At 60.0% G+C, this 19,321-nt stretch carries 17 protein-coding genes and 1 riboswitch; all 17 genes read right to left on the reverse strand.

Annotated features, from left to right (window positions below; all coding sequences use genetic code 11):
• Window positions 1-2 precede the first annotated feature (2 nt).
• Window positions 3-341 carry a hydrogenase maturation nickel metallochaperone HypA gene (gene hypA, locus BCS37_RS11015; protein ID WP_006692431.1) on the reverse strand — a complete coding sequence of 113 codons (339 nt, stop codon included), beginning with the start codon at window positions 339-341 and terminating at the stop codon, window positions 3-5.
• Between the two features lies 1 nt (window position 342).
• On the reverse strand, window positions 343-585 hold the full coding sequence (locus tag BCS37_RS11020; RefSeq protein ID WP_069181448.1) for a hypothetical protein: 243 nt from the start codon (window positions 583-585) through the stop codon (window positions 343-345).
• 289 nt (window positions 586-874) lie between these two features.
• A complete protein-coding gene (cybH, locus tag BCS37_RS11025) occupies window positions 875-1,558 on the reverse strand; it encodes a Ni/Fe-hydrogenase, b-type cytochrome subunit (protein WP_069181449.1) in 684 nt (227 codons plus the stop codon).
• Window positions 1,559-1,570: 12 nt separating this feature from the next.
• Window positions 1,571-3,484, reverse strand: a complete 1,914-nt coding sequence (locus BCS37_RS11030) for a nickel-dependent hydrogenase large subunit (RefSeq protein ID WP_069181450.1) — start codon at window positions 3,482-3,484, stop codon at window positions 1,571-1,573.
• Window positions 3,481-4,569 carry a hydrogenase small subunit gene (locus BCS37_RS11035; RefSeq protein WP_069181451.1) on the reverse strand — a complete coding sequence of 363 codons (1,089 nt, stop codon included), beginning with the start codon at window positions 4,567-4,569 and terminating at the stop codon, window positions 3,481-3,483. Before BCS37_RS11035 ends, BCS37_RS11030 begins: the two co-directional genes overlap by 4 nt.
• Before the next feature lie 255 nt (window positions 4,570-4,824).
• A riboswitch (molybdenum cofactor riboswitch) is annotated at window positions 4,825-4,992 on the reverse strand.
• Between the two features lie 77 nt (window positions 4,993-5,069).
• On the reverse strand, window positions 5,070-5,828 hold the full coding sequence (locus BCS37_RS11040; RefSeq protein ID WP_069181452.1) for a hypothetical protein: 759 nt from the start codon (window positions 5,826-5,828) through the stop codon (window positions 5,070-5,072).
• 11 nt (window positions 5,829-5,839) lie between these two features.
• Complete coding sequence (locus tag BCS37_RS11045) at window positions 5,840-6,748, reverse strand: M23 family metallopeptidase (RefSeq protein WP_069181453.1); 909 nt, start codon at window positions 6,746-6,748, stop codon at window positions 5,840-5,842.
• A gap of 98 nt (window positions 6,749-6,846) precedes the next feature.
• The gene (locus tag BCS37_RS11050; RefSeq protein WP_069181454.1) at window positions 6,847-7,368 is read right to left on the reverse strand and encodes a DUF4446 family protein; all 522 of its coding nucleotides are present in this window, start codon (window positions 7,366-7,368) and stop codon (window positions 6,847-6,849) included.
• 37 nt (window positions 7,369-7,405) lie between these two features.
• The gene (locus tag BCS37_RS11055; RefSeq protein WP_069181455.1) at window positions 7,406-8,425 is read right to left on the reverse strand and encodes a ParB/RepB/Spo0J family partition protein; all 1,020 of its coding nucleotides are present in this window, start codon (window positions 8,423-8,425) and stop codon (window positions 7,406-7,408) included.
• Window positions 8,412-9,176, reverse strand: coding sequence for a ParA family protein (locus BCS37_RS11060; protein ID WP_069181456.1), 765 nt, complete (start codon window positions 9,174-9,176; stop codon window positions 8,412-8,414). Before BCS37_RS11060 ends, BCS37_RS11055 begins: the two co-directional genes overlap by 14 nt.
• A gap of 34 nt (window positions 9,177-9,210) precedes the next feature.
• Window positions 9,211-10,194: a 6-phosphofructokinase gene (gene pfkA / locus BCS37_RS11065; RefSeq protein WP_083205798.1), complete on the reverse strand. Its 984-nt coding sequence runs from the start codon at window positions 10,192-10,194 to the stop codon at window positions 9,211-9,213.
• 130 nt (window positions 10,195-10,324) lie between these two features.
• A complete protein-coding gene (dnaB, locus tag BCS37_RS11070) occupies window positions 10,325-11,647 on the reverse strand; it encodes a replicative DNA helicase (protein ID WP_069181458.1) in 1,323 nt (440 codons plus the stop codon).
• Entirely contained in the window at window positions 11,613-13,760 is a 2,148-nt protein-coding gene (locus BCS37_RS11075) for a S16 family serine protease (RefSeq protein ID WP_069181459.1), read from the reverse strand. The genes dnaB and BCS37_RS11075 overlap by 35 nt, the downstream gene beginning before the upstream one ends.
• A gap of 214 nt (window positions 13,761-13,974) precedes the next feature.
• Window positions 13,975-14,418: a 50S ribosomal protein L9 gene (rplI, locus tag BCS37_RS11080; RefSeq protein ID WP_069181460.1), complete on the reverse strand. Its 444-nt coding sequence runs from the start codon at window positions 14,416-14,418 to the stop codon at window positions 13,975-13,977.
• On the reverse strand, window positions 14,390-16,402 hold the full coding sequence (locus BCS37_RS11085; protein WP_069181461.1) for a DHH family phosphoesterase: 2,013 nt from the start codon (window positions 16,400-16,402) through the stop codon (window positions 14,390-14,392). The genes rplI and BCS37_RS11085 overlap by 29 nt, the downstream gene beginning before the upstream one ends.
• Window positions 16,403-16,446: 44 nt before the next feature.
• A complete protein-coding gene (locus BCS37_RS11090; RefSeq protein WP_069181462.1) occupies window positions 16,447-17,397 on the reverse strand; it encodes a YybS family protein in 951 nt (316 codons plus the stop codon).
• Window positions 17,398-17,508: 111 nt separating this feature from the next.
• Window positions 17,509-19,308, reverse strand: coding sequence for a MutS-related protein (locus BCS37_RS11095; RefSeq protein ID WP_069181463.1), 1,800 nt, complete (start codon window positions 19,306-19,308; stop codon window positions 17,509-17,511).
• Between the last annotated feature and the right edge of the window lie 13 nt (window positions 19,309-19,321).

Raw genomic sequence — 19,321 nt, forward strand, 5'->3', positions numbered from 1 at the left:
ACCTATTCCATCTCTATATAGTCGACGCGCATCTCGCGCCCATGCGTGAACTCCATCCCGCCGCCGCAGTCGGGACAGAGGTAGTCCTGCGGGCGCAGTGCGCGTTCTTTGCCGCAGTCGTGGCAGCGTCCCGCAAGGGGGATGCGCGTCCACGTCAGTGCCGCCGTCTCCGCCATGGTCCCGCGCACGAGCGTCCGAAAGGCAAGCGTCAGCGCCTCCGTCTCCACCCCCGAGAGCTCGCCGAGGAGGAGGTGGATGCGCTCGATGCGCTGCGCATCATTGTCCCGTGCGTGCGTGAGGGCGATGTCAAGGATGCCCTCGGCAATCGCCATCTCGTGCATCCTAGAGCTCCGCCGAGAGATTGTGTGCAGCAAAGGTGCTGATGAGTTCCGTCATCTTCGTCTTTGCCGGGTCATAGTCCACCGTCGTCTCACCGTCGTGCGTGTGGATGTGCACATAGAGCACACCCGCAAGGCCGAGCAGAGCCTTCTCCACGGCGGCAGCATTCTCCGCCGTATAGCCCTTGACAAAAAACTGTAAATGCGTCGTACTCTCCGCGAGCCCGCAGCCGCATTCTTTACACATATGTTGCTCCTTTATATTCTAACGAGAGTAGTCACTTGCGTCACAGAAGTCCCCATCGGCAGGCCTGCCTTGATTGCCCAAGACGCCCGTCGTGAGAGAGGAGGCGACGCGTTGTCCAAAAGCGAACCCTAGTGGAGCAAGCGAGTAAAATGTGCGTTTCGCCCCCGGCGTACTTCTTTCGTCCAAGCGCAGCGCGTTTAAGAAGTGCGCCGGTATTTAGGCGAATAAGCACATGATCGCTTGCGCAACTAAGCGTTCGCGTTGGACACGCAGAAACGCTCCCAAAGATTTACTCCACATCCTGCGCGTCCGCCGCCGTATGCCGCAGCAGCTTCGACCCTGCGAACATACTTGAGACCTCCGCCTCGCCCTCCATGAACTCCGCACGGACGACGAGGTAGAAATGCCCAATCGCGAACAGCATAATCGCCCACGCTGCATAGTGATGCACGAAATGCGACATGAACTCGTTCCCGAGGACACGGTTCACCCAGCCGAACAGGATGCCGCCAATCGCCGACGGCTCCGTCATGTAGTACATGGCAAAGCCCGTCAGCACCTCGACCGCCACCATCACATACAGCCCCGCGTATGCTGCGCGCGCCAGAGGGTTGCGCAGGAAGGGGCGATGAGACGTACGCAGGAAAATGTAGTGCTGCACGACCTCCCACGCATCCAGATAGTACTGCTTTTTCCAGAAATGCGGGAAAAGGCGGTCGCCGCGATTGATAATAAAGCCGTAGACGCGCCCGATGAAGCCCGCACAGAACGCAAACGCCGCAATGAAGTGGATGTTGCGCACGAGATTCATCAGGAGCGGCGTATTCGTCGGCTCGGAGGCAAGAATCACGGGCGGCTTCGTAATGAGGAACCCCGTGATAAAGAGCACGATGATCGCAATGACCATCAGCCAATGAAAGATGCGCAGAAAGGGGCTAAAGAGGTAGTACTCCTTGCGTTCTTCTTGTTTCATGCGGATCGCCCCCTATTCGTCCACGCGCACGCCGGCGTAGGGGTCGGTCGTGACGACGCGGATCTTCTCCCCCTTCGCGTTAAAGAGGTGAGTCGAGCACGCCATGCACGGGTCGAACGAGCGCACCGCCTTCACGATCTCGAGCGGCTTGTCCGCAATCTTCACGGGCGTATCCATCATCGACATCTCGTATGCGCCGTGTCCCGCCGCATCATCGCGCGGGCAGGCGTTCCACGTCGTCGGCACGACCGCCTGATAGTTCGCGACCTTGCCGTCCTTGATGACGACCCAGTGGCTGAGTCCGCCGCGCGGTGCCTCGTAGAAGCCAACGCCCTTTGCCTCCTTCGGCCAGGTCGAGGGATCCCACTTGTCGTTGTTCACCACGCGCGTGTCGCCGCTCTTGATGTTCGCGACGAGCTTGTCAAAGAAGAACTTGCTGATCTCCGCCTGCAGCTGCGCATCGAGCGCACGCGCCGCCGTGCGGCCAACCGTCGAGGGCAGCCACGCCTCGGCAGGAACGCCGAGCACCTTCGTCACCGCGTCGATCTGGTCGACGATCATCTGCTCCGCCCACGTGAGGTCGCCGAGCAGCCCCTGCTTTGCCTTCGTGTAGAGCACGATGTAACGCGCGAGCGGACCGACCTCGCAGAGCTTGCCGCGCCATTTCGGCGTCTTGAGCCACGAGTATTTGCCCTGCTCGTTCAGCGCCTTCCACTCCGTCTTCGTGCCTTCCTTCGGCTCCGTGTAGTGCGGCTTCGTCTCGCCCTCCCACGGATGGAGACCCTTGCTGTCGCCGCCGCTGTACTCGTACCAGCCGTGCTCAACACTCTCGCTGATGACCTCGGGGTCGGAGACATCCTCCATCTTAAAGTCATAAACCTTTGCCTGCATCACGCCGCCCGCGAAGTTCTCCACGACGCCGTTGCAGCGTACGAGCAGCTTGCTGAAGAAATCGCCGTTTGTCGCACCGCTGAACGGCTCCTGCGGGAACATACCGAACGCGAGCACGCGCTCCTTCGCGAGCCCGCCGCCCGAGACATAGCCCTTCTGCACATACAGATGCCCGATGGCGAGCACGTCCGGCAGGTAGTAGTCGTTCATCATGTGGCGCGCGGACTGGATCGAGCGGTCGACAATCGCCAGGCGTGCCGTGTTGATCGGCGCATTGCCGTCCTCCATCGAGATGGAGCAGGGCATACCGCCCAGCACATAGTGTGGGTGCGGGTTCTTGCCGCCGAAGACAACGTGCGGTACGACGAGATCCTTCTGCTTGTCCAGCATCTCGAGGTAGTGCGAAATCGCCATCAGATGCACCTCGGGCGGCAGCATCTGATAGTCGGGGTGATCCCACCACTGCGCGGAGAAAATACCGAGCTGGCCGCTCTCCACGATCTTCTGCACCTTCGCCTTGATCGCCGCATAGTACTCGGGATTCGATACGGGTACGTCATGCGGGTATGCCTCCGTCTCGAGCCCCGCAGGACCGCGAAAGGGGAGACGGTAGGTCGCGAGCACCGTATTCTGGAGTGCCGCCGTCGCCGCAGGATCCGCCTTGAGCGCCTCGAGCGGGCTGACCCAGTCGAGGGCGTGCAGATGGTAGAAATGGATGATGTGGTCCTGATGTCCGAGACACGCCGCGATGATGTTGCGAATATAGTGTGCGTTCTTCGGGATGGTGATGCCGAACGCATCCTCCACGGCACGTAGGCAGCCGAGCGCATGGGACGACGTGCAGACGCCGCAGATGCGCTGGATGTATGCCCATGCGTCACGCGGGTCGCGATCATTCATGACGAGCTCGAGGCCGCGCCATGCCGTACCGGAGGAGATGGCATCCGTGACCTTGCCCGTCGCCTCATCCACCTGGATCTCAACGCGCAGATGTCCCTCAATGCGCGTAATCGGGTCGACAACAACGTGTTTCATTCATGCACCTGCTTTCCCTCTTTTTCGAGCTGCTTCTCGTGGCATTTCTTCTGCACAAGGCTCGCGCCCGCGTGTGCCGCGACACCGACCGCCGTAGCGACGGCAAGACCCGCACCGACCATATCCACATCGATGCCGTCATACTCGGGCAGACGTTTCGAGAAGGGTGCATCGTCCCAGAAATTCGCATTGCTGCACCCGATGCAGGGCGCACCCGACTGGATCGGGTACGACATCCCCTGATACCAGCGCAGATTGCCGCAGGAGTTGTAGGTCTCAGGTCCTCGGCACCCGAGGTGGTAGAGACACCATCCCGCCTTTGCCCCCGCATCGTCGAAGCGATCGGCAAACATGCCCGCATCGAAGAACGGACGGCGGTAGCAAGTGTCGTGAATGCGGTTGCCGTAGAACTGGCGCGGCCGTCCCTCCCCGTCGAGCGGGGGCAGCGTACCGAAGAGCGCGACATGCATGACGACGCCCGTCATGACCTCGGGGATCGGCGGGCAGCCGGGCACGGCGATGTAGGGCTTTGAACCAATGAACGAGCGAATGCCCGTGGACTCCGTCGGATTCGGCGCAGCCGCCTGGATGCCGCCCGCCGTCGCACACGTCCCGTAGGCGATGACCGCCTTTGCCCCCTCGGCGACACGCCTCAGCGTATGCGAGAAGGGATGTCCGCCCGACATGCAGGTATACTCGTGCGCGCCCGATGCAACCGCGCCCTCGACCGCGAGAATGTACTCCCCGTGGTACTTTTTGATCGTCGTCTCGAGGTGCTCCTCGAACGGCTCACCGCAGCCCGCACTCAGGACATGGCTGTACTCAAGCGCGATGCTGTTCAGTACGAGATCGGATGCAAGCGGCGCACCCGAGCGGATGAAGGACTCATCGCAGCCCGTGCACTCGTGCCCATGCAGCCAGATCACGACCGGCAGCGGCTTCGTCTCCGCCGCCTCGACGACCTTCGTCATCATGTCCGTGCTCAGCCCCATCAGGGACGTGAGCGTCACACAGCCCTTCAAAAAGCTGCGGCGGCTCATGCCCTTTGCGAGATAGGCCTCCCATAAGCTCTCCCTTTTACTCACATGAATCCTCCTAACCAATACACCATTTATAATTGATAATTATTGCTCATAGTTATAGAAAATTTTTATAATTATACACCCATCCCATCAAAAAAGAAATACACTTTTGTGCAGTACGAAAACTAATTTTGCGTTCGTTTTTTGCACGCAAAAAAAGCTGTCCCCCGCACCCAAAGGCATGACAGACAGCCCCTTAACACAGCCATATACGCCGCATCTGCACATCCTGAAACAGACGCATGAAACAGCCCTGTGACGGCAATTCTGTCGCTTCCTTTTCAATGGGGAGGCGATTCCTCCCGACGGAAAGGCGCGTGCATTTCTGCCCGTACCCTGTGCGCATCTTGGGAGAATCCCGCAGCGCAGGCGCAATATCATAGGAATGGTGCCCTTAGATATTTTTGCTCGGAAACGTGAAAGAGCTTTGCAGGCTCTTCCTTAATTATTTGTTAATTTTAACAGGAAATTGCCGTACTGTCAATATCTGATATTTATTCTCATCATGTGTGTGATTTATTTTTGATGTTCCGTTTCTTCGCCGCCTTCTTCACGGCATCGCGTTCCTTCGCCGCCATCGTGTGCGGGCGGATCTCGGCGGCGTGCCCGTCACGCGCACTGTCCGTAATGACCGCATTCTCCGTGTCATAGGCGATGATCTCGTAGGTGCGGATCGTGTTTTTCTTCGGGTCGAGCACGCGCCGTTGAAGTGTGTAGCCAACATTGCGGTACGCTTCGTCGTGCATTGCACTCACGAACTGCGCCTTGCCGAGGTCATTGTAGAGGATGAGCTGCCAGTAGGAGATGCTCCCATCGCCATTGCGCCGCATCTTCGCGCGGTCAAAGAACCAGCCGCGCCGCTCGTCCCCCTCGATAAAGACCCAGTCGCCGTCCGCGAGCGTCACGGGTTCGATCGCCGTCGCCGCGCCGTAGGCAGCGTCGGATGCCACGGGAGCAATGCCGATCCCGTGCCCACCGTCCTGCGGTGCGGACTGCTCCTCGGCAGCATCCTGTGCTGCTGGCCCCTCAGGCACAGAGCGGAGTGTGCCGTCTTCATCGTGCGAACCGGCAGGCTCATCCCCCAGCTCGTCCATCTCCTCGTCCAGGACGCTCTCCTCGTCCGATGCACGCTCTGCGGGCGCGGTGCTCCCGTGGTGCTCCTCTGCCATCATGACCTCGTGGATATCCTTCTTCTCCGCGCTCACGCCCCATGCAGGCAGGAGAAAAAGTCCTGCGGCAATCATACAAATGAAGGATTTCATAGCATTCTCCCTTATAAATATCCTGCGGGGTTGACGGGCTGCCCATCAACGCGCACCTCGTAGTGAACATGGGGTCCCGTAGAGCGTCCCGTCGAGCCGACATAGGCGATGACCTCACCGCGCCGCACCTGCTGTCCAACCGTCACGGCGAGCGCGGAGGCGTGCCCGTAGCGCGTCACAATGCCGCCGCCGTGGTCCACATCGACCATGTTTCCATAGCCGCCGTTCCACCCTGCCGCCGTGACAATGCCGTCAGCGGTCGCAACGATGGGCGTGCCCATATCGGCGGCAATGTCGATCCCTTGATGGAACTCCGTACCGCCAAAGCGCAGACCGTAGGGCGAGCTGACGTAGCCCGCCGCCGGCCAGATGGAGGGCATCGTGTGCGGTGCGCTGTCCGAGGCATAGGATGCCGCCCCCGGGAACTCCCTGCGCATGGTCTCGGCGAGGAGGTCGATGGACGAGCGGCGCGTACCGAGACGCTCCTCGATCATCTCAAGTGCCTCGGAGAGATCCGCCGTGGTCGGCGCATGCTGCTCTCCGCCCGTCGGCGAGACCGTTCCCTCCTGCACAGTCTCGTCCGCCGCGGCGGGCGGTGCACCGACGATGGCACGCAGCCCGTCCTCGGCGCGGCGGAGACTGTCAAGATCCTGTTGGAGGGCGGATGCCTTTTTCGACACCTGCAGGATCTGCTCCTGTTGGATGCGGTTCGCCTCGCGCAGCTGTGCCGTCTCAGACGCGTGCATTTCTCCGTTCATCAGCGTGTAGATGGAGAGCACCGCGCCGACAGCGAGCACGGCGACCGCTGCGCCCGCCCCCACGGCAATCAGGCGTAGGGAGCGGAGCGACAGGCGCACAGTGCGCGTCACATCCTCCTCGCTGTCGATGAATTGGATTTTATAGCGTTTTTCTTCGTTCAAGCTGTTCTCCTATGCTATGATGTGGTCCGTTTCCTTCGCCCTATCCTAGCCGAACAAAATGAAAACCTGCTGAGTTTCAGCAGGTTTTCTGTGCTATTTCAATACTGGATCGGCAGCGGCTGCGCCATCGCTTCCCGCAGCACGCCCTTCTCCTCGTCCGTCAGCGGGTACTCCGAGGAGCCGCCCTTGATCGGCTTGATGTAGCTGCGCGAGTCCGCACGCGCGAAGATGCTCGAAAAGATGATCCCGTCGTTGTTCGCGTCGAGCATGGCGACAGCATAGCTGAGATCGCCCCCCATGTCCTCGAACGCGCGGAAACGCACCATCGCAGTGCGTACGAGAGATTTGCGGATGAACTGGCGGATCAGTTCGTTCTCCTCGAGGATGCGCGTGTTGATCGCGGAGACCTTCTCCACTTCGTGAATGTGCTGGATCAGCATTCCCTCGAGGTTCTCCGTCTGCGAGCCGCGCATCATCTCGCGGTACCGCGCCCGCATCGTCGAGAGACGCACCATTGTGTAGATAACCAGTATCAATAAGATCAGTATCAGCAGCATGCAGGTCAGCAAAAGTACCGTCGCATGCGATGCAATATAGTTAACGAGATTGTTTAGAAACAATGCTTTCTACCCTTCTTCCCTACATTTTCTTGGAGCATCACACCGTGAAGTTCTGCGTGGAGATGGCGCGCAGGGCAGCGCGTTTGTCCTCTTTCCCCGCGCCCTCGGTCTCTGTGAGCAGACTCAGGAGGCGTTCGAGGTCATCCATCGAGAAATAGCTGATCTCGAGCCTTCCCTTTCCCTTTTCGCGCCCCTCCTGTATGCGCACCTTCGTCCCGAGGCTTCGTGTCAGGCGCTCCTCCGCCTCGCGGACGAAGATGTCCGGCGTGCGTGCCGATTTTGCCGGCTCCGCCGTCTTTTTAAGGGCGTTCGGATCCTTGACGAGGCGCTTGACAAGTGCCTCTGCGCCGCGCGCAGAGAGCTCGTGCTCCTGGATGTACTCCGCTGCCTCACGTTGGAGTGTGGGCGTGTCGAGGGTGAGAAGCGGCCGCACCTGCCCCATTGTGAGGACTCCGTTCGCAACGAATGCCTGTACCTCCTCCGCGAGCCGCAGGAGGCGGACGCTGTTCGCAATCGCCGAGCGGCTGCGCGCCACGCGGCGGGCAAGCTCCTCCTGCGAGAGACGGAACTCGGTCAAGAGCCGTTCGTAGGCACGTGCCTCCTCGATCGGGTTAAGATCCTCGCGCTGAATGTTCTCGATGAGTGCCATCTCTGCAAGCTCTGCATCCGACGCCGTGCGAAAAACGACGGGCACGGCGCCGAGCCCTGCAAGGCGTGCCGCACGCAGGCGGCGTTCGCCCGCGATGAGCTCATACTTTCCGTCGCCGACGGCACGAACGGAGAGCGGCTGAAGAATCCCGTGCCGCACGATGGACTCGCGCAGCTCCTCGAGTGCTGCTTCATCGAACTCGCGCCGCGGCTGAAATCGGTTCGGCTGAATCGCATCCACAGGGAGTTCGGCGGGAGTACTCGCGGACAATGCGGGCGCGGGTGTCTGCACCTGCGCCTCTGCCGGGGCGATGGTTTCCGTCTTTTTTTGCCCGCCCGCAAGCGCGTTTCTGCCGAGGCCGAGCGCCCCGAGGCCGCGCCCGAGGCCGCCTGTCTTAGCCTTCTTCACGCTTCATAACCTCCCTCGCAAGTGCAATATAGCTCTCCGCTCCGCGCGATGTAATATCGTAGGAGGTGATGGGCTGCCCGAAGGACGGTGCCTCCGACAGGCGTACGTTGCGCGGAATCAATGTCTTGTAGAGTGCCGTGCCAAAGACGCCCTTTACCTCGTCGACAACCTGTGTCGCGATCCGTGTCCGACCGTCGTACATGGTCATGACGACGCCCTGCACGCGGAGTGCGGGGTTGACGCTCTCCTGCACAAGTGTGATCGTGTTCATCAGCTGCGCCACGCCCTCGAGCGCGTAAAATTCACACTGGATGGGGATGAGGACAGCGTGTGCCGCCGCGAGTGCATTCAACGTGAGAAAGCCGAGCGACGGCGGACAGTCGATAAAGATGTAGTCGTAGTCATGCTCCACTACGGTAAGTGCATCCCGCAGACGTGTCTCGCGGCGTTCGAGCTCCGCCAGCTCCACCTCGGCCCCCGCGAGGTCAACGTTGGCGGGCAGGACGTGTACGCGGTAGTCCGAGGCGACAATTGACTCCCGAAGGCTGTGCCCCTCGATGAGGACGCGGTATGTCGTGGACATCAGCATGTTTTTGTCGATGCCGAAGCCGCTCGTCGCATTTCCCTGCGGGTCGATGTCAACAAGCAGGACGCGGCGCTTCGCGCGCGCAACAGCGGCGGCGAGGTTGACTGCCGTTGTCGTCTTTCCGACGCCGCCCTTTTGACTGGCGATCGCAATGATCTTTGCCACGGGATCATCCTTTCTTCGGAAGTGTGGAAATGTTTTAGAACAGCACCTTCGCGAGGTGCAGATACTCGGGGTCGAGTGCCTTCTTGTTGTTCACCGCATCGTAGAGGTTGACCGAGACAACATGGCCCTTGCTGTAGCCGAACACAACGCCCGAGAGCCCCGAGATGAGTGCGAGCGCCGCCTGCTCTCCGAGCTGGCTGGCACGCACGCGGTCGATGACCGTCGGCGAGCCGCCGCGCTGAATATGCCCGAGCACGGAGACGCGTGTCTCGATGTCCGTGTGTTTGGCGATGTAGTCGCAGACCTCCTGCCCGCTCGCCGCGCCCTCGGCAACGACGATGAGGATGTAGCGCTTGCCGTGCTCGTAGGCACTCGTGAGACTGTCCGTGATCTGCTGCAGATCGAACTTCTCCTCGGGCACGAGGATGTACTCCGCGCCGCCCGAGATGCCTGCAACGAGTGCGAGCCAGCCGCTGCCGCGCCCCATGACCTCGAGCACGATCACGCGGCGGTGTGCCGATGCTGTGTCGCGCAGCTTGTTGATTGCGTCAATGATCGTATTCGCTGCCGTGTCACAGCCAATCGTGTAATCCATGCCCCAGACATCGTTGTCGATCGTGCCCGGCAGACCGACGATGGGGAAGCCGTACTCCTCCGAGAGCAGCTGTGCACCGCGCAGGGAGCCGTCCCCCCCGATCACGCAGAGTCCCTCGATGCCGCGCTTGATGAGGTTTTCATGACCGAGGCGGCGTCCCTCCGGCGTCTGCCAGCGCTTGCAGCGTGCCGTCCCGAGGAAGGTGCCGCCGCGCTGGATGATGTCGCCTACGTCCTTGGATTCCAGTTCCCTCATGTCCTCTTCGAGCAGGCCGTGGTAGCCGTCATTGATGCCCCAGACCTTCACGCCCTCGTAGAGCGCCGTGCGCGCAACCGCGCGCGCCGCAGCATTCATCCCCGGGCTGTCGCCCCCACTCGTCATGATTGCAATGCTCTTTAACACGACTCTTCCTCCCCTGCCCATTTGTAAAATGCGTGAATAAACGCATACCCATTCTTTCGTACTCTCCTCATCATAGCACAAATAGCAAAAAAAATCCCCTCTTTTTTGAGGGGATGGTGCTAAAATGTTTCACGTGAAACAAATCTGTCGATTATCCTTCTCGTGTGAGATCGCGGAAGCGCGTATACTCTTTCTGAAAGAACATCTTCACCGTGTCGGTTGCACCGTTGCGGTGCTTCGCTATGCTGAGTTCCGTGATATTCGCGTTCTCCGTGTCCTGGTTGTAGTAGTCCTCACGGTAGAGGAACATGACGATGTCCGCATCCTGCTCGATGGAACCGGACTCACGCAGATCGGAGAGCATGGGGCGCTTGTCCGAACGTCCCTCCGTAGCGCGCGAGAGCTGCGAGAGCACAACGATCGGCACGGAGAGCTCACGCGCAAGAACCTTCAGCGAGCGCGTCATCTCCGCAACGGCGAGGGTGCGGTTCTCCGCACGCCCCGGCGCCTGAATGAGCTGCAGATAGTCGATCGCAATGAGGTCGAGCCCGTGCTCTGCCTTCAGGCGGCGTGCACGCGTGCGAATATCGAGCACAGTCGTGCTGCTCGTGTCGTCGAAGTAGAGATTCGTCTTCATCATGCGGTCGGCAACCTTGACGAGGCGCTCCCACTCCTCATCGTCGAGCTCGCCGCGGGCAAGGCGCGTTGCGTCAATCTGTCCCTCGGCGCAGAAAATACGGTGCATCAGCTGCTCGCGCGGCATTTCAAGCGAGAAGAACGCAACCGTTCCGCCCTGTAGTGCGACATGTGTTGCAAGGTTGAGGACAAACGCCGTCTTTCCCATCGCGGGGCGGGCAGCGACGATGATGAGGTCGGACTTCTGCAGTCCGCGCGTCACGGAGTCAAGTGTCTGGAGCCCTGTGGAGAGTCCCGTGATGCCCCCCTTTGCTTTTGCAAGCTCGCTCACGCGATCCACGGCATCAAAGACTACATCTTTGATCGGAACAAACGCACCCGTCGTCTGTCCGCCTGCAATGGCGAGGATCTTCCGTTCCGCATCATCGAGCTGTTCTGCGATGTCCTCACTCGCCTCGTATGCTGCACCCGCGATCTCCGTGCTCGCATCGATGAGGGAGCGCAGGATCGCCTTCTCCTTCACAATCTTTGCATAGTGCGCGAGATTCGCCGTACTCGGCACGCTGTTCGTCAGATTTGCGAGGAACGTAATGCCGCCGACCTGTTCAAGCAGGCCGCTCTTCTTCAGCGACTCGGTGACAGTAACGATATCGACCGGTTCACCGTCCCTCACAAGCCCTTCCATTGCCTCGAATACGGCGCGGTGTGCCTGCCGATAGAACTCATCCGCGCGCAGCAGCTCGATCGCCTGCGTGACCGCCGCAGGCTTCAGCATCATCGCGCCAAGCACGGAGAGTTCGGCCTCAATGCTCTGCGGTGGAATGCGTCCTTCCGCCATGAGATTCTCCTTTCTCCTTCCACGTTTCATCTGCAAAGAGGACGGCGAATGCCTCCTCCGCCTTTTTCAGGCGATGGATCACAAGCCCCAGATGTTCCTCGGGGATGTCCTTCTTGTTCTCCCACGGGATGATAAGCGTGCGAATTCCTGCCTGTCGTGCACCGTAGGCCTTTTCGAACACACCGCCGACCGGTTTCATTTCTCCCTGCAGAGAGATCTCCCCCGTGACCGCCACATCCTGACGAATCGCCGCCCCCGTCACCGCGCTTACGATTGCCGCAAGGATGGCCGTGCCCGCGCTCGGGCCGTCGATGTTGCCGCCGCCGATCACGTTGACGTGGATGTCGTAGTCGTGGATGTCGTGCCCCGTAAGTCGGCGCATGACCGACGCAGCATTGAACACAGAGTCCTTCGCCATGCTGCCCGCCGTCTCGTTGAAGCGTACTGTCCCCTTCCCTGCCTCTGCGGCGGGAAATGCTACCGCCTCAATCTCGATAATCGAGCCGAGGAAACCTGAAACGCCTAGGCCGAACACCCTGCCGACCGCAGACGTATCCGACGCTTTCTTCCGCCCGAACTGGTAGAGGCGGCTGACCTGTGCAACCTCGTAGATGTCGTCCTTGGTCACAAGCAGGTGCGGTCCTGTTGTTTCACGTGAAACATCGTTCGTTTTCTCCAATGCGCCCTCTACGGGGGATTCCACTGTTTCACGTGAAGCATTTTCCTCAGAGGAAGCAGTGTCTTCCTTCAGTTCGTCAGAAGGATGTTCTTTCTGCCGGATTGTTTCACGTGAAACAATCTGTTCAATCTCCGCATCCGCAAGCCGATTCAGTGCGAGACTGTAAGCATCGGCAAGAATGTTGATCGCCTTGCGCCCCTCGATTGTGTACTCACTGATGAGCTGCGCCGCCCCCTCTGCAAGCGAGACATTCAAGCGCTGCGCCGCATTCTCCACAATCGTCCGAATGTGTGCGGGGGTCAGCGGCTCAAAGTAGATCTCCGCACAGCGCGAGCGCAGGGCGGGATTGATATGATCCGCCTCGCGCGTCGTCGCGCCGATGAGGACGAAGTCTGCCGGTGCCCCCTCCTCGAAGAGTTTCTGAATGTAGGGCGGCACGCGCTTGTCGTCAGGGTCGTAGTACGCCGACTCAAAGTATGCACGCTTATCCTCGAGGACTTTGAGCAGCTTGTTCTGCAGCATCTCGTCCATCTCGCCGATCTCGTCGATGAAGAGAATGCCGCCGTGCGCATCCGTCACGAGGCCGGGCTTCGGCTCGGGGACGCCGCTGTCCGCGAGGCTCTTCTGTGCGCCCTGATAGATGGGGTCATGCACGGAGCCGAGCAGGGGATTCGTCATGTCGCGCGGATCCCAACGCAGCGTCGTCCCGTCCGTCTCCACAAACGGTGCGTGCTCCGCGAACGGTGATACGGTACGTTTCTTCGCCGCCTCAAGCACGAGACGTGCCGCCGTCGTCTTGCCCACACCCGGCGGGCCGTAAAGGAGGAGGTGCTGCGGATAGGGTGAGGAGAGCTTCGCCATGAGCGAGCGCACGGCACGCTCCTGCCCGACGATCTCATCAAAACTCTGCGGACGCAGAAGTTCCATCACCGACTGCGTGAGGTGAATATTCTCGAGCGCCTCCAGATCCTCACGTTTTTTCTTGTCATGCGGCGACTCCGTGCCGGGGCTCTCCTCCGAGATCACCTGCCGGCGGATATCGTCCACGTACTCCTCATGATCCTTTTCGAGCTTCTCATTCACCTTGCGCTCAATGCGGTCCTCAAGATCACGCCGTGCGAGGATGCTCGCCAGCTGTTCCGTCATACGATTCAAGATCTCCGGAATCTCCGCCTCGGACGGCGGCGGGGAGAGCAGCGGATCCTCTTCGAGAATCCGCATGAGGGCAAGCACACGCTCACGACGGTTCTCCGACCGCATGAGTGACATTGCATTCATCTTGCCCGCCTGAATGACGAGACGCTCTGTCCCCATCGTGTCCGCGAGCATGCGAAAGATCGCGGCAATCTCCGCATCCATCCGCGCCTCGGGGGCAAGCTCGGGCGGCTTTTCCTTCTTGCCGTCGCTGCCGAATAAATCTTTAAAAAATGACATAGAAATGTTTCCTTTGGTGAGAAAAGCTGATGAAGATTGCCTTCATCAGCCCATTGGATGAAATTGTTGTGCCGTTCTGCCCAACGTAAACATCGATACAGGAAAATTGACCGCTGTGACATATACTGAGGGGATCCCCTGCAGCCAATCTAGTCGAGCAAGCACCCGATCGCTTGTGCAGCGAGGCGTTTGTGAAGGGGACTCGACACCGTGTCTATTCCTTCTTCACATGAATCTTGATCGTCGTGGAGATGTTCGGATGCACCTTGATGACTGCCTCGTAGAGGCCCTCGCCCACGACCTCACCGCGAATTGTGATCTTGCGGCGATCGATATCGATATTCTGCTTCTTCAGCGCTTCGGCGACATCCTTACCCGTCACCGCACCAAAGAGGCGCCCGTTCTCACCGATGCGCACGGGGATCTCCACCGCAACCTTTTCGAGCTGCGCCGCCATAAGCTTTGCCTCATCGACCTCCATCGCATCTTTTCGCGCCTTCGCTCCCGCCTGTGCCTTCGCGACATTCACGTTCTCACTGCTCGCGGGCAGTGCCAGCTTCTTCGGCAGGAGAAAATTGCGCCCGTAGCCGTCCGCAACCTCCACGATCTCGCCCTTTTTCCCGATGTTCTTAACGTCCGCCTGCAGTATTACCTTCACTTTGGTCACTCTCCTCTATATATGCCCTCGCACGCTCGACGACATTGCCGCGCACCACAGAGATCGGTACGCCCTTCACCTGCGCGCCCGCCACATTCGCGTGCCCGCCGCCGCCGAAGGCCTCCATAATCACCTGAACATTTATCTCGCCCGTCGAGCGCGCACTGATGCCCACGACATCGCCCGGCAGCTGGAATACGTAGATGCTCATCCGCACTCCGTCCACGCGCAGCATTCCGTCTGCCGCCTGCGCCGCAATGATCTGCCCGTTCGGCAGACGTTCGGGGATGCTCCCGACGATCAGGCCGCCGGGGAAATACTCCGCATTCGCCTTGGCGCGCGCGAGTGCCACTGTCGTCTCATAGTCGCTCTGGAACAGCGCCCGCACGAGCACGGGGTCTGCACCTGCGCGCCGGAGATATGCCGCTGCGTCAAATGTGCGAACCCCCGCGCCGACGCTGAAATTCTTCGTATCCACCACAACGCCCGAGTAGAGCGCCGTCGCGTCGAGACGCGTCGGTCGGACGCTGTCACCGAAGTACATCAACAGCTCTGTCACCAGCTCGCTCGCAGAACTCGATGCTGTCTCAATGTAGACAAGCAGCGGGTTCTTGACGAAGTTCTCGCTGCGGCGGTGGTGATCGATCACGACAATCTTTGGAATGCGGTCAAGCAGCGTCGGATCGGCGAGGATGTGCGGGATGTGCGCATCCACTACCACGAGCAGAGCGGTAAGTGAGGCGACCCCCGCAATATCGCCGGGACGAACGAAGAGTCCGTCATACGCCTCATCTTTCCCCACCATGTCGAGAATGCGGTCAATACCCTCATTCATATCGCTGAGCACAATGTGCACAGGTTTGCCGAGTGCGCGCGCCATGCACGCAACTCCCATTGCCGCACCGAAGCAGTCATAGTCCTCATTGTGGTGACCCATGACATAGACCTCGTCCGCGCTCTCCATGATGTCGCGCAGCGCGTGTGCCACTACGCGCGCCTTGACGCGTGTATGCTTTTCTACCGCCTTGGCCTTGCCTCCGAAGAACTGCGTCTTGCCGCTGATGACCGCCGCAACCTGATCGCCGCCGCGCCCGAGTGCAAGGTCAAGTTTTGCCTCCGCCTCCTCGCCGAGTTCCTTCAGCGACTGCTCCGCCGCAAGCGAGAGCCCGATGGAAAGCGTCACGGGAAGCCCCTTCGAGTTGACAATCTTGCGCACCTGATCGAGGATATCGAACTTCTCCGCGATCGCATGGTCAAGGGATGCGCGGTCGAGCAGCGCGACAAACTCGCCGTCGGAGATGCTCCGCATGAACCCGCCAAGGGCGTTCATCCACGCATCCAGACGCTCACGCACAGCGAGCAGGAGCATGGACCGCTCTGTCTCCGTCTGCCCCTGCATGATCTCGTCATAGTTATCAATCTGAATGTAGAGGAGCGCTGTCCGGCTCGCGTGAAACCGTTTCTCCAGATCGGCGAGCTCCGTCTCGTCCTCGACATAGAACGCCATCAGAGGATCCATCTGGGGCGGTGTCGGCACCGTACGATGATAGACATGATAGGTGCGTCCCTCATGTGCGAAGCGATACTCGCCCTCCGTCCCCCAGATGCCCTCGATCTTGAAATCCTGCCAGAAGTCCGCCACCGGCGTTCCCTGCTCCGGCTTCACGCCGCCAAGATACTCCGCGACCTGCCGGTTGCACCATTCAAGATGTCCTTCCTTCTCCACAACGAGGATTGCCTGCGGGAGCCGATCCACGGCATAGTTCATCACATCGTTTACATTGCGGATAATGCCCGTACAGTAGCGATCAAATCGCCGTTCTCTGTCTCGACAACGTTCCCACGCGAATGCGGCAAGAAGCGCCCAGACGAGGAGTGCCGACGCTCCAACGTAGGAATTATAGCAGAACGTCACGAGCGCAAGCGCGAGCATGACGATCAGATGGATCGTGAGATCGATCCACGCGGATAGATTCCGCGGCATAGAAACACCTTCTTTATATGGATAATGTATATACAAAGTATTGCTTATTGGCTTTTACGAAATTTTTTCCGATAGTCGACTGCGATATCGAACAGCCCCGTCCACGAGATGATCTGTGCCATAAAACCGTTCAGAGCAATGAATACATAGATCAGAACGCGCACAAAGGACGATACCTGAAAGCGCTGCATCAGGAACTGCATGAGGGAGATGCCCTGCACGAGTCCCGCAATAAACGAGATCAGATATCCGTTGAGTGCCGCCTGATAGAGCCACGCAATATCGCGTGTCGTCCCCCAGTAAATGCCGATCAGGGAGAACGCAAAGAGGTAGGAGAAGAATACGGGCAGCCGCCACTCCGTAAATGCGGGCAGCCGTGCCGCAGGAATTCCGAGACGGTGGAGCACCTTGCGCAGAACGACAAAGCACGCCGTCACCTCGATCACGGAACTGCCGAGAAAGAGCGCTGGCAGCATGAGTACGAACAACTCGAGCACCTGCGCCGATGCCGCGCGCGTCTCCTCCAGCTGTGCCTCGTTCATGCCGAGGGAGCGGTACACCGCAAGCGTCTCGTCCATCGTCTCATTTGCCATGGAGATGTCAAACGGGTTCAGCCCGAAGATGAGGAACATCATTCCGGCGGCAGCCGCCTTCCCGGCAAGGGAGGCGAGTCCACCGCCCACGAGTGCACGCATGGGGTCTGCTCCACGCCGGAAGAGCGCCCCGAGCACCAGTCCCGTCGGCGCGAACGAGAGCACGAAAAACGCCCCCGTCACCGGCGTCGCAAACAGCATCGTCAGGAGGAGTGATGCCGCAGCTGCGAGCATGCCCCAGCGGAGCCCCTCACGCACTGTAACAAGAGCGATAAAGACCGGCCAGAGCAGCCCCATCATCATTGTCAGCATGGGCAGATAGATCGCCGCGAGCGCATAGACCACCGCAGCAGCGGTCATTACCCCCGCCGTTGCGGCGGGTCTTGCACCTTGCTCACTCATTCCATATCCTTTCAGCGGTAATTTGCCGTATTCTCTTCCTTATGTAAAAGTCTTCCCTATTATAGCAGATTTTACAAGGGATGTCACGACAGCAAGCAACAAGCGCCTCCCTCACTCCCCCATGATGCCCGCCATCCGCAGCAGGTACTGCGCGTTTGTCGTGCGGCAGCGTCCCTCGCGAATCTTGAAGTCAAAGAGGATCTTGTCCCCCTCATAGTGTTCCTCGAAATGCGCGTTCGTCACAGGAACGCCCTCGCGTTCGAGGTCGCACAGCTCGAAGTCATGCGTCGTCACAATCGTGATCGCGTGCGGCAGTGTCAGGCGGCGGATCGCCTCGCGCGCACCGACAATGCGGTCGGCGGAGTTCGTCCCGCGAAAGATCTCGTCGATGAGAATCAGCATCGGCTTGCAGCGCTTGCTGTACGTCATCATCTTCTTGATGCGCAGCAGCTCGGCATAGAACGTCGAAATCCCGCCCGCGAGATCATCACTGATCTGAATCGACGTGTAGACCGCCATCGGCGTCAGCGCAAAGGACTTTGCACATACAGGCGCGCCGGCGTATGCAAGTACGGCATTCGAGCCAAGCGTACGCATATACGTCGTCTTGCCCGACATATTCGATCCCGTAATGACGAGCGTGCCCGCCGTGAGGTGCGCATCGTTCGGCGTCGCCGCCTCTTCGGGAATCACGAGCGGCATCGCGCCCTCTGCCATGAGCTGCGGTGCATCTCCGTCGATGAATCGTGGAAATGCGTGCACCTCACGTGTATGCCCGATCCGTGCGAGCGAGAGCAGCACCTCCACCTCCGCCCAGACCTTCAGCCACCCCGCCGCCGCAGCCCCCGCTTGGATGCGCCAGTGTGAGAAATACGCCATGCAGTGCAGATCCCAGAGGAGAAGTCCGTTGGCAAGGACGAAAAAGACAAAGTTCCGCCGCATCGCCGCACACTGGGCGAGCGTCGTCAGTCTGCTCTGTGCCTGCCGCGCACGGACGGGCGCAAAGAGCGGCGCAAGCACTGCCGCGAATGCCTCCCCGCGCAGCGGAGCACGCTCAAGGGCATAGAAAATCCTGCCGTAGAGCCTGAGCTCACGCGCCATACGGCCAAGCGGCGCGAGCTCGCGCTGGGTACGCGGATAGAACGCCATCGCGACCGTCAGGTTGAACATGAAGAGTATGAGCGGCAGTGCCCACGGGCCGTGCAGGAAAGCCGCCCAGAGAAACGATATCGTGCAGGCGACTGCAAATACAATGCCAATACAAGAGATAAGCTTTAATGAACCTTTGAGGGGCTGTGCAAACTCCTCCGCCAGCGCGCGCGTATCGTGCCCGTCAGGCAGGCGCGCCCCGCGCGCCTCCAGTTCGATGCAGAGCAGAGGATGTGCGAGGAGCTCTGCCACCGCCGCCTGCCGCCGCCGCGTCCGTTCGAGATCACGCGGCGTTGCCGTGAGTGCCGCCGCAAGGCGCTCCCGCCCTGCCTGCGTCCGCGCCGCACAGAGGTACTGATAGAGCGATGCCGTGCCGAAGATATGCAGATCCCGATCCGGCGGCCGCTTCTCCTTCCCATAGGCGGCACCATCCTCGGGCAGCGTCTTCCACGCACCCGAGAAGCGCTCAAGGTAGCCCGCCGTCACCGCGAGGTATGCCTTCGTCAGAAGGAGCAGGCGCTCCAGTTTCCGATGCCGCGCGACAAGCACGGCAAAGAGCAGCAGCAGAAACCCGCCGATCAGGAGTTCTGCTGCCGAGCCCATATCATAACCGTGAATCAGAACGATCAGCATCGCGGGAAAGACAAGCGTGCGCGCAAGAATGAAGCGCGTGCGCTGTACTTTCTGCGAGCGCTCGAGCGCGAGCGTATTTTCACGTACGTTCTCATAGAACAGCTTCTTCAAAGCGAAACCTCTTCTCATTTTGCAATAATTC

Source organism: Selenomonas sp. oral taxon 920 (genome assembly GCF_001717585.1).
Taxonomy (GTDB): Bacteria; Bacillota; Negativicutes; order Selenomonadales; family Selenomonadaceae; genus Centipeda.

Coding starts and splice junctions, on each gene's coding strand:
- dnaB (WP_069181458.1), bottom strand. CDS start 11,647: ATGGCGGAAGGACGCATTCCACCGCAGAGCATTGAGGCCGAACTCTCC.
- BCS37_RS11095 (WP_069181463.1), bottom strand. CDS start 19,308: ATGAGAAGAGGTTTCGCTTTGAAGAAGCTGTTCTATGAGAACGTACGT.
- hypA (WP_006692431.1), bottom strand. CDS start 341: ATGCACGAGATGGCGATTGCCGAGGGCATCCTTGACATCGCCCTCACG.
- cybH (WP_069181449.1), bottom strand. CDS start 1,558: ATGAAACAAGAAGAACGCAAGGAGTACTACCTCTTTAGCCCCTTTCTG.
- BCS37_RS11090 (WP_069181462.1), bottom strand. CDS start 17,397: ATGAGTGAGCAAGGTGCAAGACCCGCCGCAACGGCGGGGGTAATGACC.
- BCS37_RS11085 (WP_069181461.1), bottom strand. CDS start 16,402: ATGCCGCGGAATCTATCCGCGTGGATCGATCTCACGATCCATCTGATC.
- BCS37_RS11075 (WP_069181459.1), bottom strand. CDS start 13,760: ATGTCATTTTTTAAAGATTTATTCGGCAGCGACGGCAAGAAGGAAAAG.
- BCS37_RS11040 (WP_069181452.1), bottom strand. CDS start 5,828: ATGAAATCCTTCATTTGTATGATTGCCGCAGGACTTTTTCTCCTGCCT.
- pfkA (WP_083205798.1), bottom strand. CDS start 10,194: ATGGGCAGGGGAGGAAGAGTCGTGTTAAAGAGCATTGCAATCATGACG.
- BCS37_RS11030 (WP_069181450.1), bottom strand. CDS start 3,484: ATGAAACACGTTGTTGTCGACCCGATTACGCGCATTGAGGGACATCTG.
- BCS37_RS11020 (WP_069181448.1), bottom strand. CDS start 585: ATGTGTAAAGAATGCGGCTGCGGGCTCGCGGAGAGTACGACGCATTTA.